Annotated in this window: 16 protein-coding genes; 2 read left to right on the top strand and 14 right to left on the bottom strand. The window is 36.4% G+C overall.

Annotated elements, in window-relative coordinates; all coding sequences use genetic code 11:
- Positions 1–121: 121 nt before the first annotated feature.
- Entirely contained in the window at positions 122–433 is a 312-nt protein-coding gene (locus tag NSQ59_RS09630; RefSeq protein ID WP_055739160.1) for a post-transcriptional regulator, read from the bottom strand.
- A gap of 105 nt (positions 434–538) precedes the next feature.
- Here NSQ59_RS09630 and spoVB point away from each other — a divergent pair, with 105 nt between their 5' ends.
- Positions 539–2,086, top strand: coding sequence for a stage V sporulation protein B (gene spoVB / locus NSQ59_RS09625; RefSeq protein WP_340830907.1), 1,548 nt, complete (start codon positions 539–541; stop codon positions 2,084–2,086).
- A 25-nt stretch (positions 2,087–2,111) separates the two neighbouring features.
- On the opposite strand, the gene NSQ59_RS09620 is transcribed toward spoVB, so the two are convergent.
- Positions 2,112–2,768 (bottom strand): DUF421 domain-containing protein, encoded by a 657-nt coding sequence (locus NSQ59_RS09620; RefSeq protein WP_126647968.1) that lies wholly within the window; start codon positions 2,766–2,768, stop codon positions 2,112–2,114.
- 181 nt (positions 2,769–2,949) lie between these two features.
- Between NSQ59_RS09620 and NSQ59_RS09615 the strand changes: the two genes are divergently transcribed.
- Entirely contained in the window at positions 2,950–3,375 is a 426-nt protein-coding gene (locus NSQ59_RS09615) for a TIGR04086 family membrane protein (RefSeq protein ID WP_055739157.1), read from the top strand.
- 31 nt (positions 3,376–3,406) lie between these two features.
- On the opposite strand, the gene yajC is transcribed toward NSQ59_RS09615, so the two are convergent.
- The 12 genes from yajC to nadB form a co-directional block, all read right to left on the bottom strand.
- Entirely contained in the window at positions 3,407–3,715 is a 309-nt protein-coding gene (gene yajC / locus NSQ59_RS09610; RefSeq protein WP_055739156.1) for a preprotein translocase subunit YajC, read from the bottom strand.
- Between the two features lie 30 nt (positions 3,716–3,745).
- Positions 3,746–4,882 (bottom strand): tRNA guanosine(34) transglycosylase Tgt, encoded by a 1,137-nt coding sequence (gene tgt / locus NSQ59_RS09605; protein WP_340830905.1) that lies wholly within the window; start codon positions 4,880–4,882, stop codon positions 3,746–3,748.
- 28 nt (positions 4,883–4,910) lie between these two features.
- On the bottom strand, positions 4,911–5,939 hold the full coding sequence (gene queA, locus NSQ59_RS09600; RefSeq protein WP_340830903.1) for a tRNA preQ1(34) S-adenosylmethionine ribosyltransferase-isomerase QueA: 1,029 nt from the start codon (positions 5,937–5,939) through the stop codon (positions 4,911–4,913).
- 43 nt (positions 5,940–5,982) lie between these two features.
- The gene (gene ruvB / locus NSQ59_RS09595) at positions 5,983–6,984 is read right to left on the bottom strand and encodes a Holliday junction branch migration DNA helicase RuvB (RefSeq protein ID WP_126647965.1); all 1,002 of its coding nucleotides are present in this window, start codon (positions 6,982–6,984) and stop codon (positions 5,983–5,985) included.
- Between the two features lie 24 nt (positions 6,985–7,008).
- Complete coding sequence (gene ruvA, locus NSQ59_RS09590; RefSeq protein WP_055739152.1) at positions 7,009–7,614, bottom strand: Holliday junction branch migration protein RuvA; 606 nt, start codon at positions 7,612–7,614, stop codon at positions 7,009–7,011.
- A 130-nt stretch (positions 7,615–7,744) separates the two neighbouring features.
- Positions 7,745–8,341, bottom strand: a complete 597-nt coding sequence (locus tag NSQ59_RS09585; RefSeq protein WP_055739151.1) for a BofC C-terminal domain-containing protein — start codon at positions 8,339–8,341, stop codon at positions 7,745–7,747.
- Between the two features lie 238 nt (positions 8,342–8,579).
- A complete protein-coding gene (locus NSQ59_RS09580) occupies positions 8,580–9,302 on the bottom strand; it encodes a YhcN/YlaJ family sporulation lipoprotein (protein WP_340830897.1) in 723 nt (240 codons plus the stop codon).
- A 105-nt stretch (positions 9,303–9,407) separates the two neighbouring features.
- On the bottom strand, positions 9,408–10,391 hold the full coding sequence (locus NSQ59_RS09575) for a phosphotransferase (protein WP_340830896.1): 984 nt from the start codon (positions 10,389–10,391) through the stop codon (positions 9,408–9,410).
- Entirely contained in the window at positions 10,378–11,547 is a 1,170-nt protein-coding gene (gene safA, locus NSQ59_RS09570; RefSeq protein WP_340830894.1) for a SafA/ExsA family spore coat assembly protein, read from the bottom strand. Before safA ends, NSQ59_RS09575 begins: the two co-directional genes overlap by 14 nt.
- Before the next feature lie 143 nt (positions 11,548–11,690).
- A complete protein-coding gene (nadA, locus tag NSQ59_RS09565; RefSeq protein WP_445669239.1) occupies positions 11,691–12,788 on the bottom strand; it encodes a quinolinate synthase NadA in 1,098 nt (365 codons plus the stop codon).
- Between the two features lie 5 nt (positions 12,789–12,793).
- Complete coding sequence (gene nadC / locus NSQ59_RS09560; protein ID WP_340830890.1) at positions 12,794–13,657, bottom strand: carboxylating nicotinate-nucleotide diphosphorylase; 864 nt, start codon at positions 13,655–13,657, stop codon at positions 12,794–12,796.
- Positions 13,626–15,206: an L-aspartate oxidase gene (nadB, locus tag NSQ59_RS09555; protein WP_340830889.1), complete on the bottom strand. Its 1,581-nt coding sequence runs from the start codon at positions 15,204–15,206 to the stop codon at positions 13,626–13,628. Before nadB ends, nadC begins: the two co-directional genes overlap by 32 nt.
- Positions 15,207–15,224 lie beyond the last annotated feature (18 nt).

Here is a 15,224-nt window from a genome sequence, read left to right as displayed (position 1 = left end):
CTCCCAGCAAAAATAAAAAAGCTTTTAAATCTACTTTTTATTTATAAGTGCAATTATGTACAGTTATTAATATTATGAAGTAGAAAAAAAAAAGTGTCAATTTTTGTTTTTTATCTATTTGTTATTTGTCATTAGGTTTTAATAGCTCTTGTAATTCTTCTCCGTCCAATTCAACAAACCAATTAGGAGATTTAAAAGCCTCTATCGTTGCATAATTCATATAGTCCCCTGCTTTAACCGATAGGACATCAGAAACCAGTTCATGTACTCTTATTTCATTTTGTGTTTTTTTCCATTTTTTCTTGGTCAGGTAATCCCATAATTCCCTTACTTCCACTTTTCCATAGCCAATAAGCAAAAATTCCTCGACTTTGCTTTTTAGCGCAGGTTGAAGTACTTCAAAATATTCATCGTATGGATGTATTTTATCCAACCCCTTTTCCCCCTTGATAATGAACTTGTCATGCTTTGTCCATCATGCAGCATATACATTTAATTGTATATGAAATTACCGATTTTGAGAAGGTAGGTTAAAAAGATGTCAAAGTTTCTCAAGGGGACGATGATTTTATTAGCAGCTGGACTTTTTACAAGGGTCTTAGGTTTTATAAATCGGATTGTAATTGCACGCTTTATTGGTGAAGAAGGAGTAGGCTTATATATGATGGCTTTTCCTACTCTTATGCTCGTTATTACGATTACGCAGCTTGGTCTACCTGTTGCCATTTCAAAATGTGTCGCAGAAGCAGACGCAATAGGTGACCGTCAAAAAATCAAAAAAATATTAGTTGTTTCATTAACTATCACACTTCTCTTATCCTTAATCTTTACACCAGGTTTAATATTATTAGCTCCATATCTCACGAAAGTATTATTTACGGATCAAAGGATTTATTATCCGCTGGTAGCGATAACACCAATTATTCCGATTGTCGCCGTATCGGCTGTGTTGAGAGGTTATTTCCAGGGTAAACAAAATATGAAGCCGTTTGCTATTTCACAAATGATTGAGCAAGTAGTAAGAATCTTTTTAATAGCTGTTTTAGCAAGTGCCTTTTTACCATTTGGCATTGAATATGCGGCAGCAGGAGTGATGTTTGCATCGATTTTGGGAGAATTAATTTCATTGCTTTACATGTTTACCATGTTTAAGCTGAAAAAGAAATTCAAGGTTCGCAGAAATTTCTTTCAAGTGGTGAAAACAGGAAGGGATGCCTTAAACGAGTTAATGAGAGTGGCGCTTCCTTCTCTAGGTAGCCGTTTGATTGGAAATATTTCTTGGTTTTTGGAGCCAATCATTGTCGCTAATAGTTTGGCTATTGCCGGTATAACCGCAAGTATAGCAACAAAACAATACGGACTCTTGACCGGTTTTGCGCTGCCATTAATGATGCTTCCATCATTTGTAACCTCTTCCTTATCAACAGCACTCGTTCCTGCCATCAGTGAAGCAAATACAAAAAGGAACAGTTTGCTGGTGGAGCATCGGCTGCAGCAGGCATTGAGATTTTCTTTATTAGCCGGAGGTTTATCCGTTATTATTTTATACGTTTTTGCAGATCCTCTTATGAAGATGATGTATGGTTCCACCAGCGGATCACAATTTATAAAATTAATGGCGCCATTTTTTCTTTTGCAGTATTATCAAGGTCCATTACAAGCAACCCTTCAAGCATTAGATTTGGCCAGAGCTGCCATGATCAATAGTTTAATTGGCGCTATTGTAAAGCTCGCCGTGATTTTTGTTCTTGCTTCTCGTCCAGAGTTTGGGATAAATGGTGCTGCACTAGGAATCGTTACTAGCATGGTCTTAGTTACGTTGCTCCATTTTGCCACCATACTTAAGAACATTCCGTTCACTATTTATGTTTCTGAATATGTAAAATTTGCAGTTGTTACTACTTTAGCCGGCGCCTTTGGATTTTGGATATATGAACATTTTTTTATCAATCAAATGCCAGTGATACACTTGCTTATTAGTATTATATCTACTAGCCTTCTGTACGTATTTTTACTAATCGGTACAAAGCTTTTGAAACAATCTGATTTACGCTTAATACCAATTCTCAACAAATTAATAAAATAAGAGTGGCCGATTTCTTGGCCACTCATTATCTTTTCTCATCGATTAAATCGATATAGAATTGCCCGTCTTGAAAGCTGCATAATGAAATATCTTTAATATTGGGATATCCGCGTTTTCTTAACTCTCTTCTAAGCCACATTTCACTTTTTTCTGTTCTTTGTAAGTTTGCCTGGATAATTTGCCCATCCATTATAAGCGGCATTGTAAACGTATTTGTTTTTTTCTTCTTTTTATCTTTTTTTATTACCGATATTTCACCAGATGTTTCCAATATTGCGAACTCAACATCCGCAATATTATTAATATCCTTCGCCCTTAACTGCATGAGAAGATCGTCAAAATTATAACGAATTTTACGCATTGCATGTTCATCAATTTTTCCTTTATTTATGACAATGGTTGGAGTACCATCTACTATTTTTCTAAACCTTGAACTTTTCAGCGATATAAAAGCGAGCGCGGTCTGTATAACCAACAAAATAAGCATTGGCAAAAGAACATACCAAATAGGAGATTTGTGGTTCTCGATTGCAATCGCAGCCATCTCACCCATCATGATGAAGACAACTAGGTCTAAAACGCTTAATTCGCCAATTTCCCTTTTCCCCATTAAACGAAAAATTATAAGGATACTGGCGTACAACAGTAAGGTACGTAAAACAATCATCATATAGACTGGCATCCTATTTCCCTCCTACGACACTTTAATAGTTAGTATGTACATTTATATTGGAAAACGAGTTGGAAATAGTTGTTATAAAAAAGAGCGAAGCTGCATGCACTAGACAGTTGGAACCATATCTTTTTCATACTTTCAAAAATTTTGATTCTAAAATCCCAACTGAAGAATATGCTTGTACTAGATGAAGAAAGGCACATTACGGAGGGGGAGAACAAAAATCGAAACGAAAAAAATCGGAACAAGCGTCTTATATGGTGTATTAGTTATATTTATCTTAATCACAATATCTAGTCTCATTTTTTCTTTTATTTTGCGATTCACCAATATACAAGAGCATTCCATTAGGCTAATCGTAACGATTATTTCCTTTATCGCTTTATTTACCGGCGGATTTGTTTGCGGAAGTAAAGGAAAGGAAAAAGGATGGTTGCTTGGAAGCTTAACTGGTATCCTCTACACATTTATTATTTTCTTATCTCAATACTTAGGATATGGAAATATATTCACTATGGAGCAAACCATCTATCACATATGTTATATTCTAACAGCGATGATGGGGGGAGTATTAGGAGTAAATATGTTATCTGGTAAATCAAAATATGTTTAACCAAATTTCCTTTATAAAAAAAAGAAGCAACTCAAGATTGCTTCTTTTCATTTTCCAAAGTGGAAATTGGTTCTGGCCTTTTCGCTTGTTCAACCACTTCTCGAATAGCGGAGCGGTCATATGTAAGACGGCTTCCATCTCCACATTTGATAACGATTTTAGTATCGTCCAGGGAGTCAATAATCCCATGCAGTCCTCCAATTGTAACGATTTTATCGCCTTTTGAAAGACTGTTTTGCATATCTTGAATCTTTCTTTGTCGCTTTTGATTAGGTCTGATCAATAAGAAATAGAACAAGACAATCATCGCAACAATAGGTAAAATTTGTGCAATTGCCATTCCTATTCCTCCTTTCTGCAGAATATCTATTTAGAAGTTTTTCGCATCTGGACGATTAAATCCGTACTGCTCAAAAAATTCTTCCCGGAAATCACCAAGCCTATCTTCCTTAATAGCTTGTCTTACCTCTTTCATTAATTGTAACAGAAAATAGAGATTATGGTAAGAAGTAAGTCTAATTCCAAAAGTTTCATCACATTTTATTAAATGGCGAATATAAGCGCGTGTGTAATTTCGACACGCATAACAATCACAATTTTTATCAAGCGGACTAAAATCTCTCGCATATTTTGCATTTTTAACTACTAATCTTCCCTCACTCGTCATAACAGTGCCATTTCTTGCAATCCTTGTTGGAAGTACACAATCAAACATATCAATTCCTCTTATGGCACCATCAATTAGAGAATCTGGAGAACCAACACCCATTAAATATCTCGGCTTATTGGCCGGAAGCAATGGTGTCGTAAATTCTAACACTCTATTCATAACATCCTTTGGTTCCCCAACAGATAATCCCCCTACCGCATAACCAGGGAAATCGAGGGAGGTAAGGTCAGCAGCACTTAAGCGACGTAAATCCTCATATTCTCCGCCTTGAACAATACCGAATAATCCTTGATCACTTGGACGATTATGTGATTTCAGGCATCTTTCAGCCCATCTGGAGGTTCTTTCCACAGACTTTTTCATATATTCATGTGTAGCAGGGAAAGGAGGGCATTCATCAAATGCCATCATAATATCGGACCCTAAAGCATTTTGGATTTCCATTGACTTTTCAGGAGATAAGAATAGTTTATCCCCATTTAAATGGTTTCGAAAATGAACTTCTTCTTCAATCTTGCGAAAATCACTTAAACTGAAAACCTGGAAACCACCTGAATCCGTTAGAATTGCTTGATCCCAATTCATAAATTGATGCAGTCCACCCGCTTCGCGTACAATTTCATGACCGGGACGTAGCCATAAATGATATGTATTGCTTAAAATCACTCCGCTACCTATTTCCTTTAATTCTTCTGGTGACATCGTTTTAACAGTCGCTAATGTACCTACTGGCATAAACATTGGCGTATCATAAGAACCGTGCGGTGTATGAATTTTCCCAAGACGGGCACCTGTTTGTTTGCACGTCTTTATTAATTCGTATTTAATTGCAGTCAAAATAATGAGCTCCTTCCACATTACTCATCTAAATAATGAGCATTGCATCTCCAAAACTAAAAAATCTATATTTTTCTTGAACAGCCGTTTCATAAGCATGAAGAATATGTTCTCTGCCCGCTAATGCACTTACAAGCATAATTAACGTGGATTTAGGTAAATGGAAGTTCGTAATCATTCCATCTATTCCTTTAAATTCATACCCTGGATAAATGAATATATCCGTCCATCCGTTTTGTGCCACAATTTCACCATTATGCTCTGAAGCAATAGTTTCTAATGTTCTTGTAGAGGTTGTACCAACAGCAATAACTCTACCGCCTTGTTTTTTTACATTATTAATTAAGTCAGCTGTTTCTTTGGAAACTTGATAGTATTCCGAATGCATATCATGCTTCTCTATATTTTCAACACTTACAGGGCGGAAAGTTCCGAGTCCGACATGTAATGTTAGGAACGTAATATGTACCCCCATATTTTTAATTTCTTCTAAAAGCTCATGTGTAAAATGTAATCCAGCTGTCGGTGCTGCTGCAGAACCTTCTTCTTTTGCATATACCGTTTGATAGCGATCACGGTCATCTAATTTTTCTTTAATATATGGTGGTAAAGGCATTTCACCTAAGGCTTCTAATACTTCGTAAAAAATACCATTATATTCAAACTTGAGCACCCTTCCGCCATGTTCTTCTTCCTTGACGCAGTGTGCAACAAGCTGACCGTCTCCAAAAGTTAATTTTGTACCCACTTTTACCCTTTTTGCAGGTTTAACAAGAGTTTCCCAATTGTCTTCCTCAAGCTGTTTTAATAATAAAACCTCGATATGTGCACCAGTATCTTCTTTTACACCGAACAATCTTGCAGGCAGTACCTTTGTATCGTTTAATACAAGGCAATCGCCTTTCCGTAAATATTTGGTAATATTTTTAAAAACAGTATGTTCTATCTCACCATTTTCCTTGTTAAGCACCATTAGCCGGCTGTCTGAACGGTTTTTCAAAGGTGTTTGTGCAATTAATTCTTCTGGTAAATGAAAATCAAAAATATCTACTTTCACTGTTGTCACCTTCATGTTTGTTTTTTGTAATAATATTTTTATATCACATCGTTGGTATTTCTATATCGAAATGATCATAAACTAGCCGTGTTACCATTCTTCCCCTCGGTGTTCTTTGCAGAAATCCTATTTGGAGCAAATACGGTTCATATACATCCTCAATGGTATCGGGTTCTTCCCCTATACTTGCCGCAATGGTTTCCAAACCGACAGGGCCACCTTTAAACTTCTCGATTATCCCTTTTAATAGCTTATGATCAATATGATCTAATCCTAAACGGTCTACCTGTAACTTTTCAAGAGCAGTTTCTGCAAGCTCAATAGTGATTTTACCATTCCCCTGCACTTGTGCATAATCACGAACCCTTCTTAAAAGTCGATTCGTAATTCTTGGAGTTCCTCTCGATCTGCGGGCAATTTCGACTGCACCTTCCCTATCAATATCAGTATGGAGAATTTCTGCCGTTCTTAAAACAATATTGGTTAGTTGTTTTTCAGAATAATATTCAAGACGGCACAGAACTCCAAAACGGTCTCGAAGCGGTGCGGAAATAGCACCTTGTCTGGTAGTAGCGCCAACGAGAGTAAATGGAGGTAGATCTAATCGAACGGATCTGGCACTCGGCCCTTTTCCAATTACAATGTCCAAACAAAAATCTTCCATGGCCGGATATAGAATTTCCTCAATCGCCCTTGGTAAACGATGAATTTCATCAATGAACAAAACTTCTCCAGGCTCTAATGCTGTTAAAATTGCCGCCAAATCACCAGGACGTTCAATGGCAGGGCCGGAAGTGGTCCTTATATTTACACCCATTTCATTAGCAATTACTGCAGCTAGAGTTGTTTTACCAAGTCCAGGAGGACCATAAAGTAAGACATGATCCAACGTTTCTTTCCTTTGCTTTGCCGCTTCAATGAAAATTGCTAAATTGCCTTTTACTTTATCCTGGCCAATATATTGTGATAATACTTGAGGTCGCAAGCTTTGTTCAAATGAAAGATCATGACTATTTGCATCACCTGAAACTACCCTTTCTTCCAACTCACTCCCTCCTTCCGATCTATTCTATTTCATTAATTTTTTCAAGGCTAATTTTATATACTGGTCTGTCGATAATTTTTCTTTTTGCAATTCTTTCGAGACCTTCTTAATTTCTTTATCTGAATATCCTAGTGCTTTAAGTGCAAGAATAGCTTCATCAAACGATTGAAAGTCTTCCTGCTCTTCCATACTATGTTCATTAAAAAGATTAGGAAAATAGTCTGGAACTATATCCTGGAGCTTACCCTTTAAATCCAGGATCATTTGCCGAGCTGTTTTCTTTCCTACACCAGGGAATTTCGTTAAAAATGCTTCATTTTCATTTTCAATTGCTTGAATCACCTGAGTTGGTTCTCCATAAGCAAGAATTGCCAAAGCCCCTTTTGGACCAATTCCGGAAACACCTAGTAATTTTTTAAATAATGTCCGTTCTTCTCGTTGCTGGAAGCCGTATAATGCTATTAAATCTTCCCTAACATGATGATATGTATAGATTTTCGCTGTTTGCCCATGAAGTTTTGAAAAGGTAAATGGATTTGGGGTCGAAATTTGATAACCAATCCCGCCATTTTCAACGACAACATACTCCGGACAAACATACTCAATCGTTCCTTTTATAAATTCATACAATCTCTTTCTCTCCTCTAATCCATTAACCCGAAGTAAAGTATTTATTTATCACTAATCTTCATTGTAACATATCCTTTCGATTAATTGGTAGTATACGAATATATTAGAAAAACCGGCTTTTCGCCGGTTTTCACTGTTCCTTTTTTGGAATCGAGTATCGCTTTAACGTTTCTAATACATTCGTATAATCCTCTTTTGATTTTATCGGAATTCCTTTTAATAATTCCTCTTGCTTTTTCCCTTCCAACTTTTTCATATCTAATTGAAAAAACGACTGAATGATATCCGCTTTATTTGGCTTCCCGTTAAAAATACTTAATGTTCCATCGCTTGATATTCCAAAATACCCATTTGATTTAAGTAATGGGGATATGTCATCCACTTGCGTTTGAAAAACAAGTTGGTCTTCATCCATTTCAACCAATTGCCAGTTTTTGAATTTTTTTATATATTCTTTAGTCGATAAATACGGCACGTGAAGAATTTCTTCACTTACTTCTCCATCAACAAAAACTCTTTCTAAAATAATTGTTTTTTTCCCTTTTGATAGTACCTCTACGGAAGGCTGGCCCTTTGTTTTATTTCCTTTTAAATGTTCTTTTTCTGATGGTGTCACAGCATAAAAATTTATCCCAAAAAGAAATGCAATTAAAATAAACGTCCGAACAACAAAAGCCATCGTTGTCACCTCTACAATCCAAATATACTTTTCTATATTCGTATTCATAGTGTGACCTTTTTTTAGATTAATATCCTTTTTTATAAAAAATTTGGAACAAATGTGCAAATGATGCAGCTCTAGTGTACAGATATGTGAAATTAGCTCTGAAAAATTTCACCTTCTTAGTCGCATGCGGGACAAACGTAAACACAGTGAGGTAGTTTAGGGAGGATGCGTAGACTACAATTTGGTAAACGATAAAAAAGGAATAGAAAGAATTGCATTTTCTATTCCTAAAGAATTCTTATTTTGCAGATTTTTCATTAAATCCTTCAAACATTTTATCTGTGTCAAGATCAATCATATCTTTCGGTCCGCCGTTACGTAAATCATTATCTAGTTGTCTTACTCGATAATAGGTACCAATATCTGTGGTAACAACATATTTTCGCCCTTTTAAATATGGCAGAACAGCTTTTTCAACCGATTTTTTTGTTGCTTTGGCTTTTTTTTCATCTTTTACAGCAACCGCAACCAATACTCTTTTTCCGTCAATAATGGTTCGAGCATCTGAAACATTCGAAACGGAAGCAGCAGTATTTGAAATATCTTCCGATAACTTTCCTTCATAACCGTTATAATAGGATGAACGTGCTTTACTGTTCCGGCTATTAAATTGACCATGATAGTTAATATCTCGCAAATGTCTTTCTCGATTAACCGTAGTATTATTTGTGTCATATTGAGTCATTGGCGATTTCAGATGTGGTCCATAATCATCCGGGTATCCCGATGGAAGAAAGCGATTATTATTTTTTACATGATCGACATTTCCTGTGGAATAATCCATTAACTCGGTTAATGGTCCATCATGATCCACCATACTGTTACGGTCGTTTGTTGAATATCCTACTGGCTGGAATCTGTTCACGTTTCGATCATTTACTGCATTTTTATCCTGAGCACAGGCGGCTAATCCACTTATTAGTAATGCTGATATTGGCGCAACTAATAATTTTTTTCGCAAACCAGAACTCCCCCTAAATTTTAGGTAGAGCATATTTATGCTCAAAATTAGTTTGTGAGTGGGGAGCTATAATCATTACACAGAAATTCTGGAATTCTTACCATGTTAGAGGCGTTTTATTTCATTGATGACATCTTTTACAAACTTTTCTCTTTTGTCAAATTCTCTAAAGGTTATTTCCGTCATGAATGACGATAATCTTCCTCTTCCTTCCTCATATTTAAGGAAATAGTTCCATTCTCTTAAAAGATCTGATGGATAAATTAATGCGCTTAAAAATGACTTCTCCTTCAAATGCTTTTCTAACGGTTTGTACATGGACAATTTTTTCAAAGACCAATCTAAATGGGGTAATATTCTATTGCAAAATTGTAAGTCATCAATAATATCCGGCGCCATTTTCGCTAAATCAAAATCGATTAAATACAAGCCATCATTCCCTAATATAAAATTATGATGAGCAACATCTCCGTGAATAATACAATATGGTTTCTTTAGAAAATACTCTTTATTTTTTATCATGTAATCAAGTGACCATTCTGACCAAAATAAATAGGAAAGATAATATTTTTTGGGAAGCCATCTCTCAAGATATTTTTCATTTGCTTTAAATTCTTGAAGCCTTTTTTGCCATTTTTTAATTTGATCGAATACATTTAAGTCCTTTTCAAAATCCTTCGCGAACGTTTCGGAAACGTGGTGGAATTTTTTTAACAGCTGCAATGCTTGTTTTCGATTTTCATGAGTACTATACGAAAATCTTTTTCCATCAAGGTTACTTTCAATATATTCGATCAACCCATATATCCTATGATTAAAAGAAATTTCCTTTCTGGAATGAATAGAATGAAAATGATACGTTTGAGGAAAATGATTAGAAAGCAGTAATTCAGTAAGTTTTATTTGCATTTTTAGCTGAGATGAACTGGAAAATTCCTTTAATATCCATTTCGAAGTATCCGTCTTACATAACCAGACTCCATCTTTTATCGACCTAATGCTTATAAAGTTCTCCTCAGTGACATCTGATAAATAAAGAAGGAGACGTTCTCTTTCGTCTCCTTCTTTACCATTTTTAACAGTCTTCACAATCATCATCATCTTGTCTTGGTGAAGGATAACCGCCTTGCATACCAGGGAATCCCATGCCATAAGGGAATTGTCCGCCTTGCATTCCATAAGGAGATCCATATGGTGAATATGGCTGATGATATCCATATTGGTGACCATACGGCATTCCTCCTCCCATCTGGCTGCTTGGATACTGGCTATGTGGGTAGTGGCCATATGGATAGTGACCACCCATATATTGGCTACCAGGATGTTGCATCCCTGGATATTGTCCCGTTTGATAATGCGGCACCGCATATTGTCCGCCCATATATTGACCGGTTTGAGAATATCCGCTAGGGTTTTGTCCTTGTACAGATAATTGTCCTGGAATATTTTGTCTACCAGGAATTTCAAAACTTTGCTGAATCACATTGGTTGTATGTTGCGGTTGATATCCTTGATAAGGTACATACCCTTCTCCGTGGAATCCAGGTTGCGCATACATTGGCATGGAAGAAGAGGATTCATCATCATAATGCCCCCAATGCTCGCCATGCGGCATTACAGGCATCATCATTTCTGGACCTGCAACGGGCATATTGTAGGCAGGCATTTGTTGCATATACGGATTTTGATATGCATATGGATTTGGACCGCATCCGCAATCAGGATATGGCATCATATAATTTGGATACATTTCATAACACTCCTCTTGTACAGGCATAATTGGTGGGCATTCTGGTTCTTGTTCCATCATAACAGGCTGAGCTGGCGGGACAGACTGCTGAGTTTGTATTTGCGCCATATTCGTCATATAGTAATTATTTATATCGATTTCGGGAACAACTGGTTGAGGCATTTTTGGAGTGTATATTTCTTTATGCACGATGGTTTCTTTTTTTGGCACTTCCTTGATAATTTCCTTTTGAACCGGCAGTGTCGGAGGTTGCTGTTGCGCAAATGGATGAACTGCTTGTGGAACTTCTTTTTTCACATTTCCTGGATTCCCCGGATTTCCTACATGTTTTACTACCGATCCTCCTGCAGTTGGTACTTTTACTTTCATTCCCGGCATGATCATATCCGGATTCGAAAGCTGAGAATTCATTTTCTTTAACTCTTCAAAATCTACGCCGTATTTTTTGGCAATTTTCCAAAGAGTATCTCCTTTTTGTACTATATGGATCTTCACTCATTTCCCCTCCTCAGGCATAAGTCCATATATCGTATGTGAAAATAGGCAAAATGCTAATAATCTTCACAAAAATTTATGATGAGTTTCAAGAAAATATGCCTTCCCATAAAAGAAGGCATTAGTTTAAAGTATATGAGACATTATCTATTTAACATACGATTCAAAGCTAGATTTGCTAAGGAAGACGTTTCTTCATCCACAACGATTTGATTGATTGGTTTACCGCTCACGATACTTTCCAAGTTCCAAAGCAAATGAGGCAAATCGATTCTATTCATTGTTAAACATGGGCACATATTAGGATTTAGTGAAATAATATGTTTATCTTTGTTCGTATTAATTAATCGATTCACCAAATTCATTTCAGTGCCTATCGCCCATTCTGATTTCGAATCAGCCTGACTAATCACGTCGATAATATATTTTGTCGAGCCATTATAATCCGATAGTTGGACTACTTCACGACTGCATTCAGGATGTACAATAATATTCATATTTGGATAATGTTCACGGACATATTGGATATTTTGCACCGTAAATTTTTCATGAACGGAGCAATGCCCTTTCCATAAGATCACCTTTATATCATCGATATTCCCTTTGAATACTAATTCATCCTTCTGCGGATCCCAAACTCCCATATGCTGAAGGGGAATGCCAATATCATAAGCAGTATTTCTGCCTAAATGCTGATCTGGTAAGAATAGAATTCTTTCCTTTTGTTCAAAAGCCCATTTAATCATAGAATGAGCATTTGAACTTGTTACGGTTGCTCCGCCATTTTTTCCAACAAATGCTTTAATAGCAGCTGTAGAATTCACATATGTTAAAGGTACAATGGTGTCTCCAAAGAGTGATTGAAGTTTTTTCCATGCTCTCTCAGTTTGAAAGATATCCGCCATATCCGCCATGGAACAGCCAGCTCTCATATCAGGCAAAAATACCTTTTGATTGTCATCCGTTAAAATATCTGCCGTCTCTGCCATAAAATGTACCCCGCAAAAGACGATGTATTTTGCATCTTTATTTTTGGCGGAGACTTGAGCGAGCTGCAAGGAATCACCCATTATATCAGCAAACTGGACAACCTCGTCCTTTTGATAGTGATGAACGGGTAAAAAAAGCTCTTTTCCTAATTGCTGCTTAATTTCCCATACTCTCGTTTCCATTTCTTGCTGATCCATTTTAAGATATTGCTCAGGGATCATTATATTTTTATTTTGTTCTAGAAAATTCACGATGCTCATCGAGATATTCCCCCCTCTATTCCGTTCTCCACTATTACTTTTGCACTTATATCAAAGGCTTCTACTGAATGAGTTAAACTTCCTAATGAAATGAACTGGACTCCGGTATTTGCATATTCCTTCACATTTTGCAATGTTATATTGCCAGAAGCCTCGGTTACGATCCAATCTGGAACAACATTTAACCATTCGGTAATTTCAGAGGGATTCCTATTATCAAACATAATGATATCCGCTCCCGCTTCAATTGCTTCAAGAAGCTGATCCTTTGTTTCAATTTCTACCTCCACTTTCACCGTATGCCCTAATCCAGATCTAACTTTAGAAACGGCACTAGTAATGGACCCCGCAAAGGAAATATGATTGTCTTTTATTAATACCGCATCATATAACCCATTACGATGATTAACTCCACCGCCGACTCTAACAGCATATTTATCAAGCATTCTCAGTCCTGGAATCGTTTTTCTTGTATCACATATTTTCGAGTTAGTTCCTTCCAATATCTGCACGATATTAGCGGTTTTTGTAGCAATGCCACTCATTCTTTGAATTAAATTCAGAATGACTCGTTCTCCTTTTAATAATGCTTGAACAGATCCTTTCGCCCGTGCAATAACATTTCCCTTTTCGATACGCTCTCCATCATGAACTTGTATTTGAACGACAATATTCTGATCGAGTACTTTAAATCCTTCATTAATAACGATTTCACCGCAAAATACACCAGATTGTTTTGCAAGGAAAGTCAATTCTCCATCTTTATCAGGTGTAAAGATCATTTCACTTGTTAAATCTCGATCTCCAATATCCTCGATATAAAAATCATTAAGCATGGACCGTAATTTGAGTAAATTCATTTGGATATCCCCTTACAAAAGTTTTATTTTTCGTTTGGATAATATGTTGTCTCTTCCATGTTTCGTCTTCATTTGGAAAGTCTTTACGTATATGACCTCCTCGGCTTTCTGTTCTTAATAATGCTGATTTAACAATTTGCTTTGCAGTAAGAAGCATAAAAATAATTTCTATTTGTGTAATTGAAACGGCATCAAGGCTAATGCTATTAATTTTAAATTGCTCAAGCCAACGTAAAAATGCTGTAAGTTTTTCCTTTGTTCGGATAATACCTGCATATTCCATCATTCTTGTTTGTATTTCTTTTTTTGATGGCAATTCGAGTACTTGCTGTTCCATGTTTACCTTTACTTGATCAAAGCTAATTTCCTGGAAAGGATGGAAAGTTTCATTTAAATAGTAAGCTAGTTTTCTACCAAAAAATAAACCTTCCAATAAAGAATTGCTTGCCAATCGATTTGCCCCATGTACACCGCTACAGGCAGCTTCCCCAATTGCATAGAGACCATTTATGGTTGTCTTCCCAACGGAATCAATGACAATTCCTCCCATTAGAAAATGGCAGCCCGGAGCTACCGGAATCATCCCTTTCGCAATGGAAACACCATTTTTTTCACATAACGCTGATATCGTGGGGAATTTTTCCATAAAATGCTCAATCATCGAAATATCCAGATAAACATTTTTTCCTTTTTGTAATTGGTCATATATTTGCTCTGCTACTACATGTCTTGGAGCAAGTTCCAAGTATGGATGTTTTCCCAGCATAATTCTTTCCTTATCTTCATTGACTAATATTGCTCCTTCTCCTCTAACTGCCTCGGAAATAAGTCCATGTGTGGTACCATTTACATACAAAAGTGTTGGATGGAATTGAATGAATTCCATGTCTGTCAATTCTGCTCCTGCACGGTAGGCTAGAGCAACACCATCGCCGGTAATCGAAGATGCATTGGATGAATAAGGATATAATCCTCCAATTCCTCCAACTGCTACCACAACATGAGGAGCAAAATATTGTTGAATTTGATTTTCGGCATTTTTTGTTTTGACTCCAATACACCTATTTGATTGGTGATCGATGATGATCTCATATACAAATTCATGCTCTTTGATTTCAACATTCCCTGGCATATTGTTCAGAAAGTATTCCATTATATACTTTCCCGTAGCATCACCCCTAATATGGACAATCCTATTTCTGCAATGTGCACCTTCTTTTCCTAAAAGAATTTCGCCTTTGTTATTCAAATCGAAAGTGACACCAGATTTTTTAAGTTCTTGAATAAGATCAGGAGCGGATTTTACCAGTTCCAACACTTCTTTATTATTGTGAAAATGACAGCCTGCTTCTAATGTATCCTCGTAATGCAGCCTATAATCATCATTGTTAGATAGTGCTGCTGCAATGCCTCCTTGTGCTAAGTAAGAATTGCTATTATATTTGGATGACTTTGTGAGAACCATCACATGAAATTGCTGAGATAAATGTTGGACTAATTGCATAGCGGCAATGCCGCTTCCTACGATAATAATATCTATTTTTTCCATAAATACTACCTCCTGTTT

This window comes from Margalitia sp. FSL K6-0131 (assembly GCF_038008735.1).
Classification (GTDB): Bacteria; Bacillota; Bacilli; order Bacillales; family Bacillaceae_C; genus Margalitia; species Margalitia shackletonii.
Note: the sequence above shows the minus strand (reverse complement) of the source record. Positions and strands in the feature narration are given on the sequence as shown.

Coding starts and splice junctions, on each gene's coding strand:
- spoVB (WP_340830907.1), top strand. CDS start 539: ATGTCAAAGTTTCTCAAGGGGACGATGATTTTATTAGCAGCTGGACTT.
- NSQ59_RS09620 (WP_126647968.1), bottom strand. CDS start 2,768: ATGCCAGTCTATATGATGATTGTTTTACGTACCTTACTGTTGTACGCC.
- NSQ59_RS09615 (WP_055739157.1), top strand. CDS start 2,950: ATGAAGAAAGGCACATTACGGAGGGGGAGAACAAAAATCGAAACGAAA.
- yajC (WP_055739156.1), bottom strand. CDS start 3,715: ATGGCAATTGCACAAATTTTACCTATTGTTGCGATGATTGTCTTGTTC.
- NSQ59_RS09585 (WP_055739151.1), bottom strand. CDS start 8,341: ATGAATACGAATATAGAAAAGTATATTTGGATTGTAGAGGTGACAACG.
- nadC (WP_340830890.1), bottom strand. CDS start 13,657: ATGAATTTACTCAAATTACGGTCCATGCTTAATGATTTTTATATCGAG.
- nadB (WP_340830889.1), bottom strand. CDS start 15,206: ATGGAAAAAATAGATATTATTATCGTAGGAAGCGGCATTGCCGCTATG.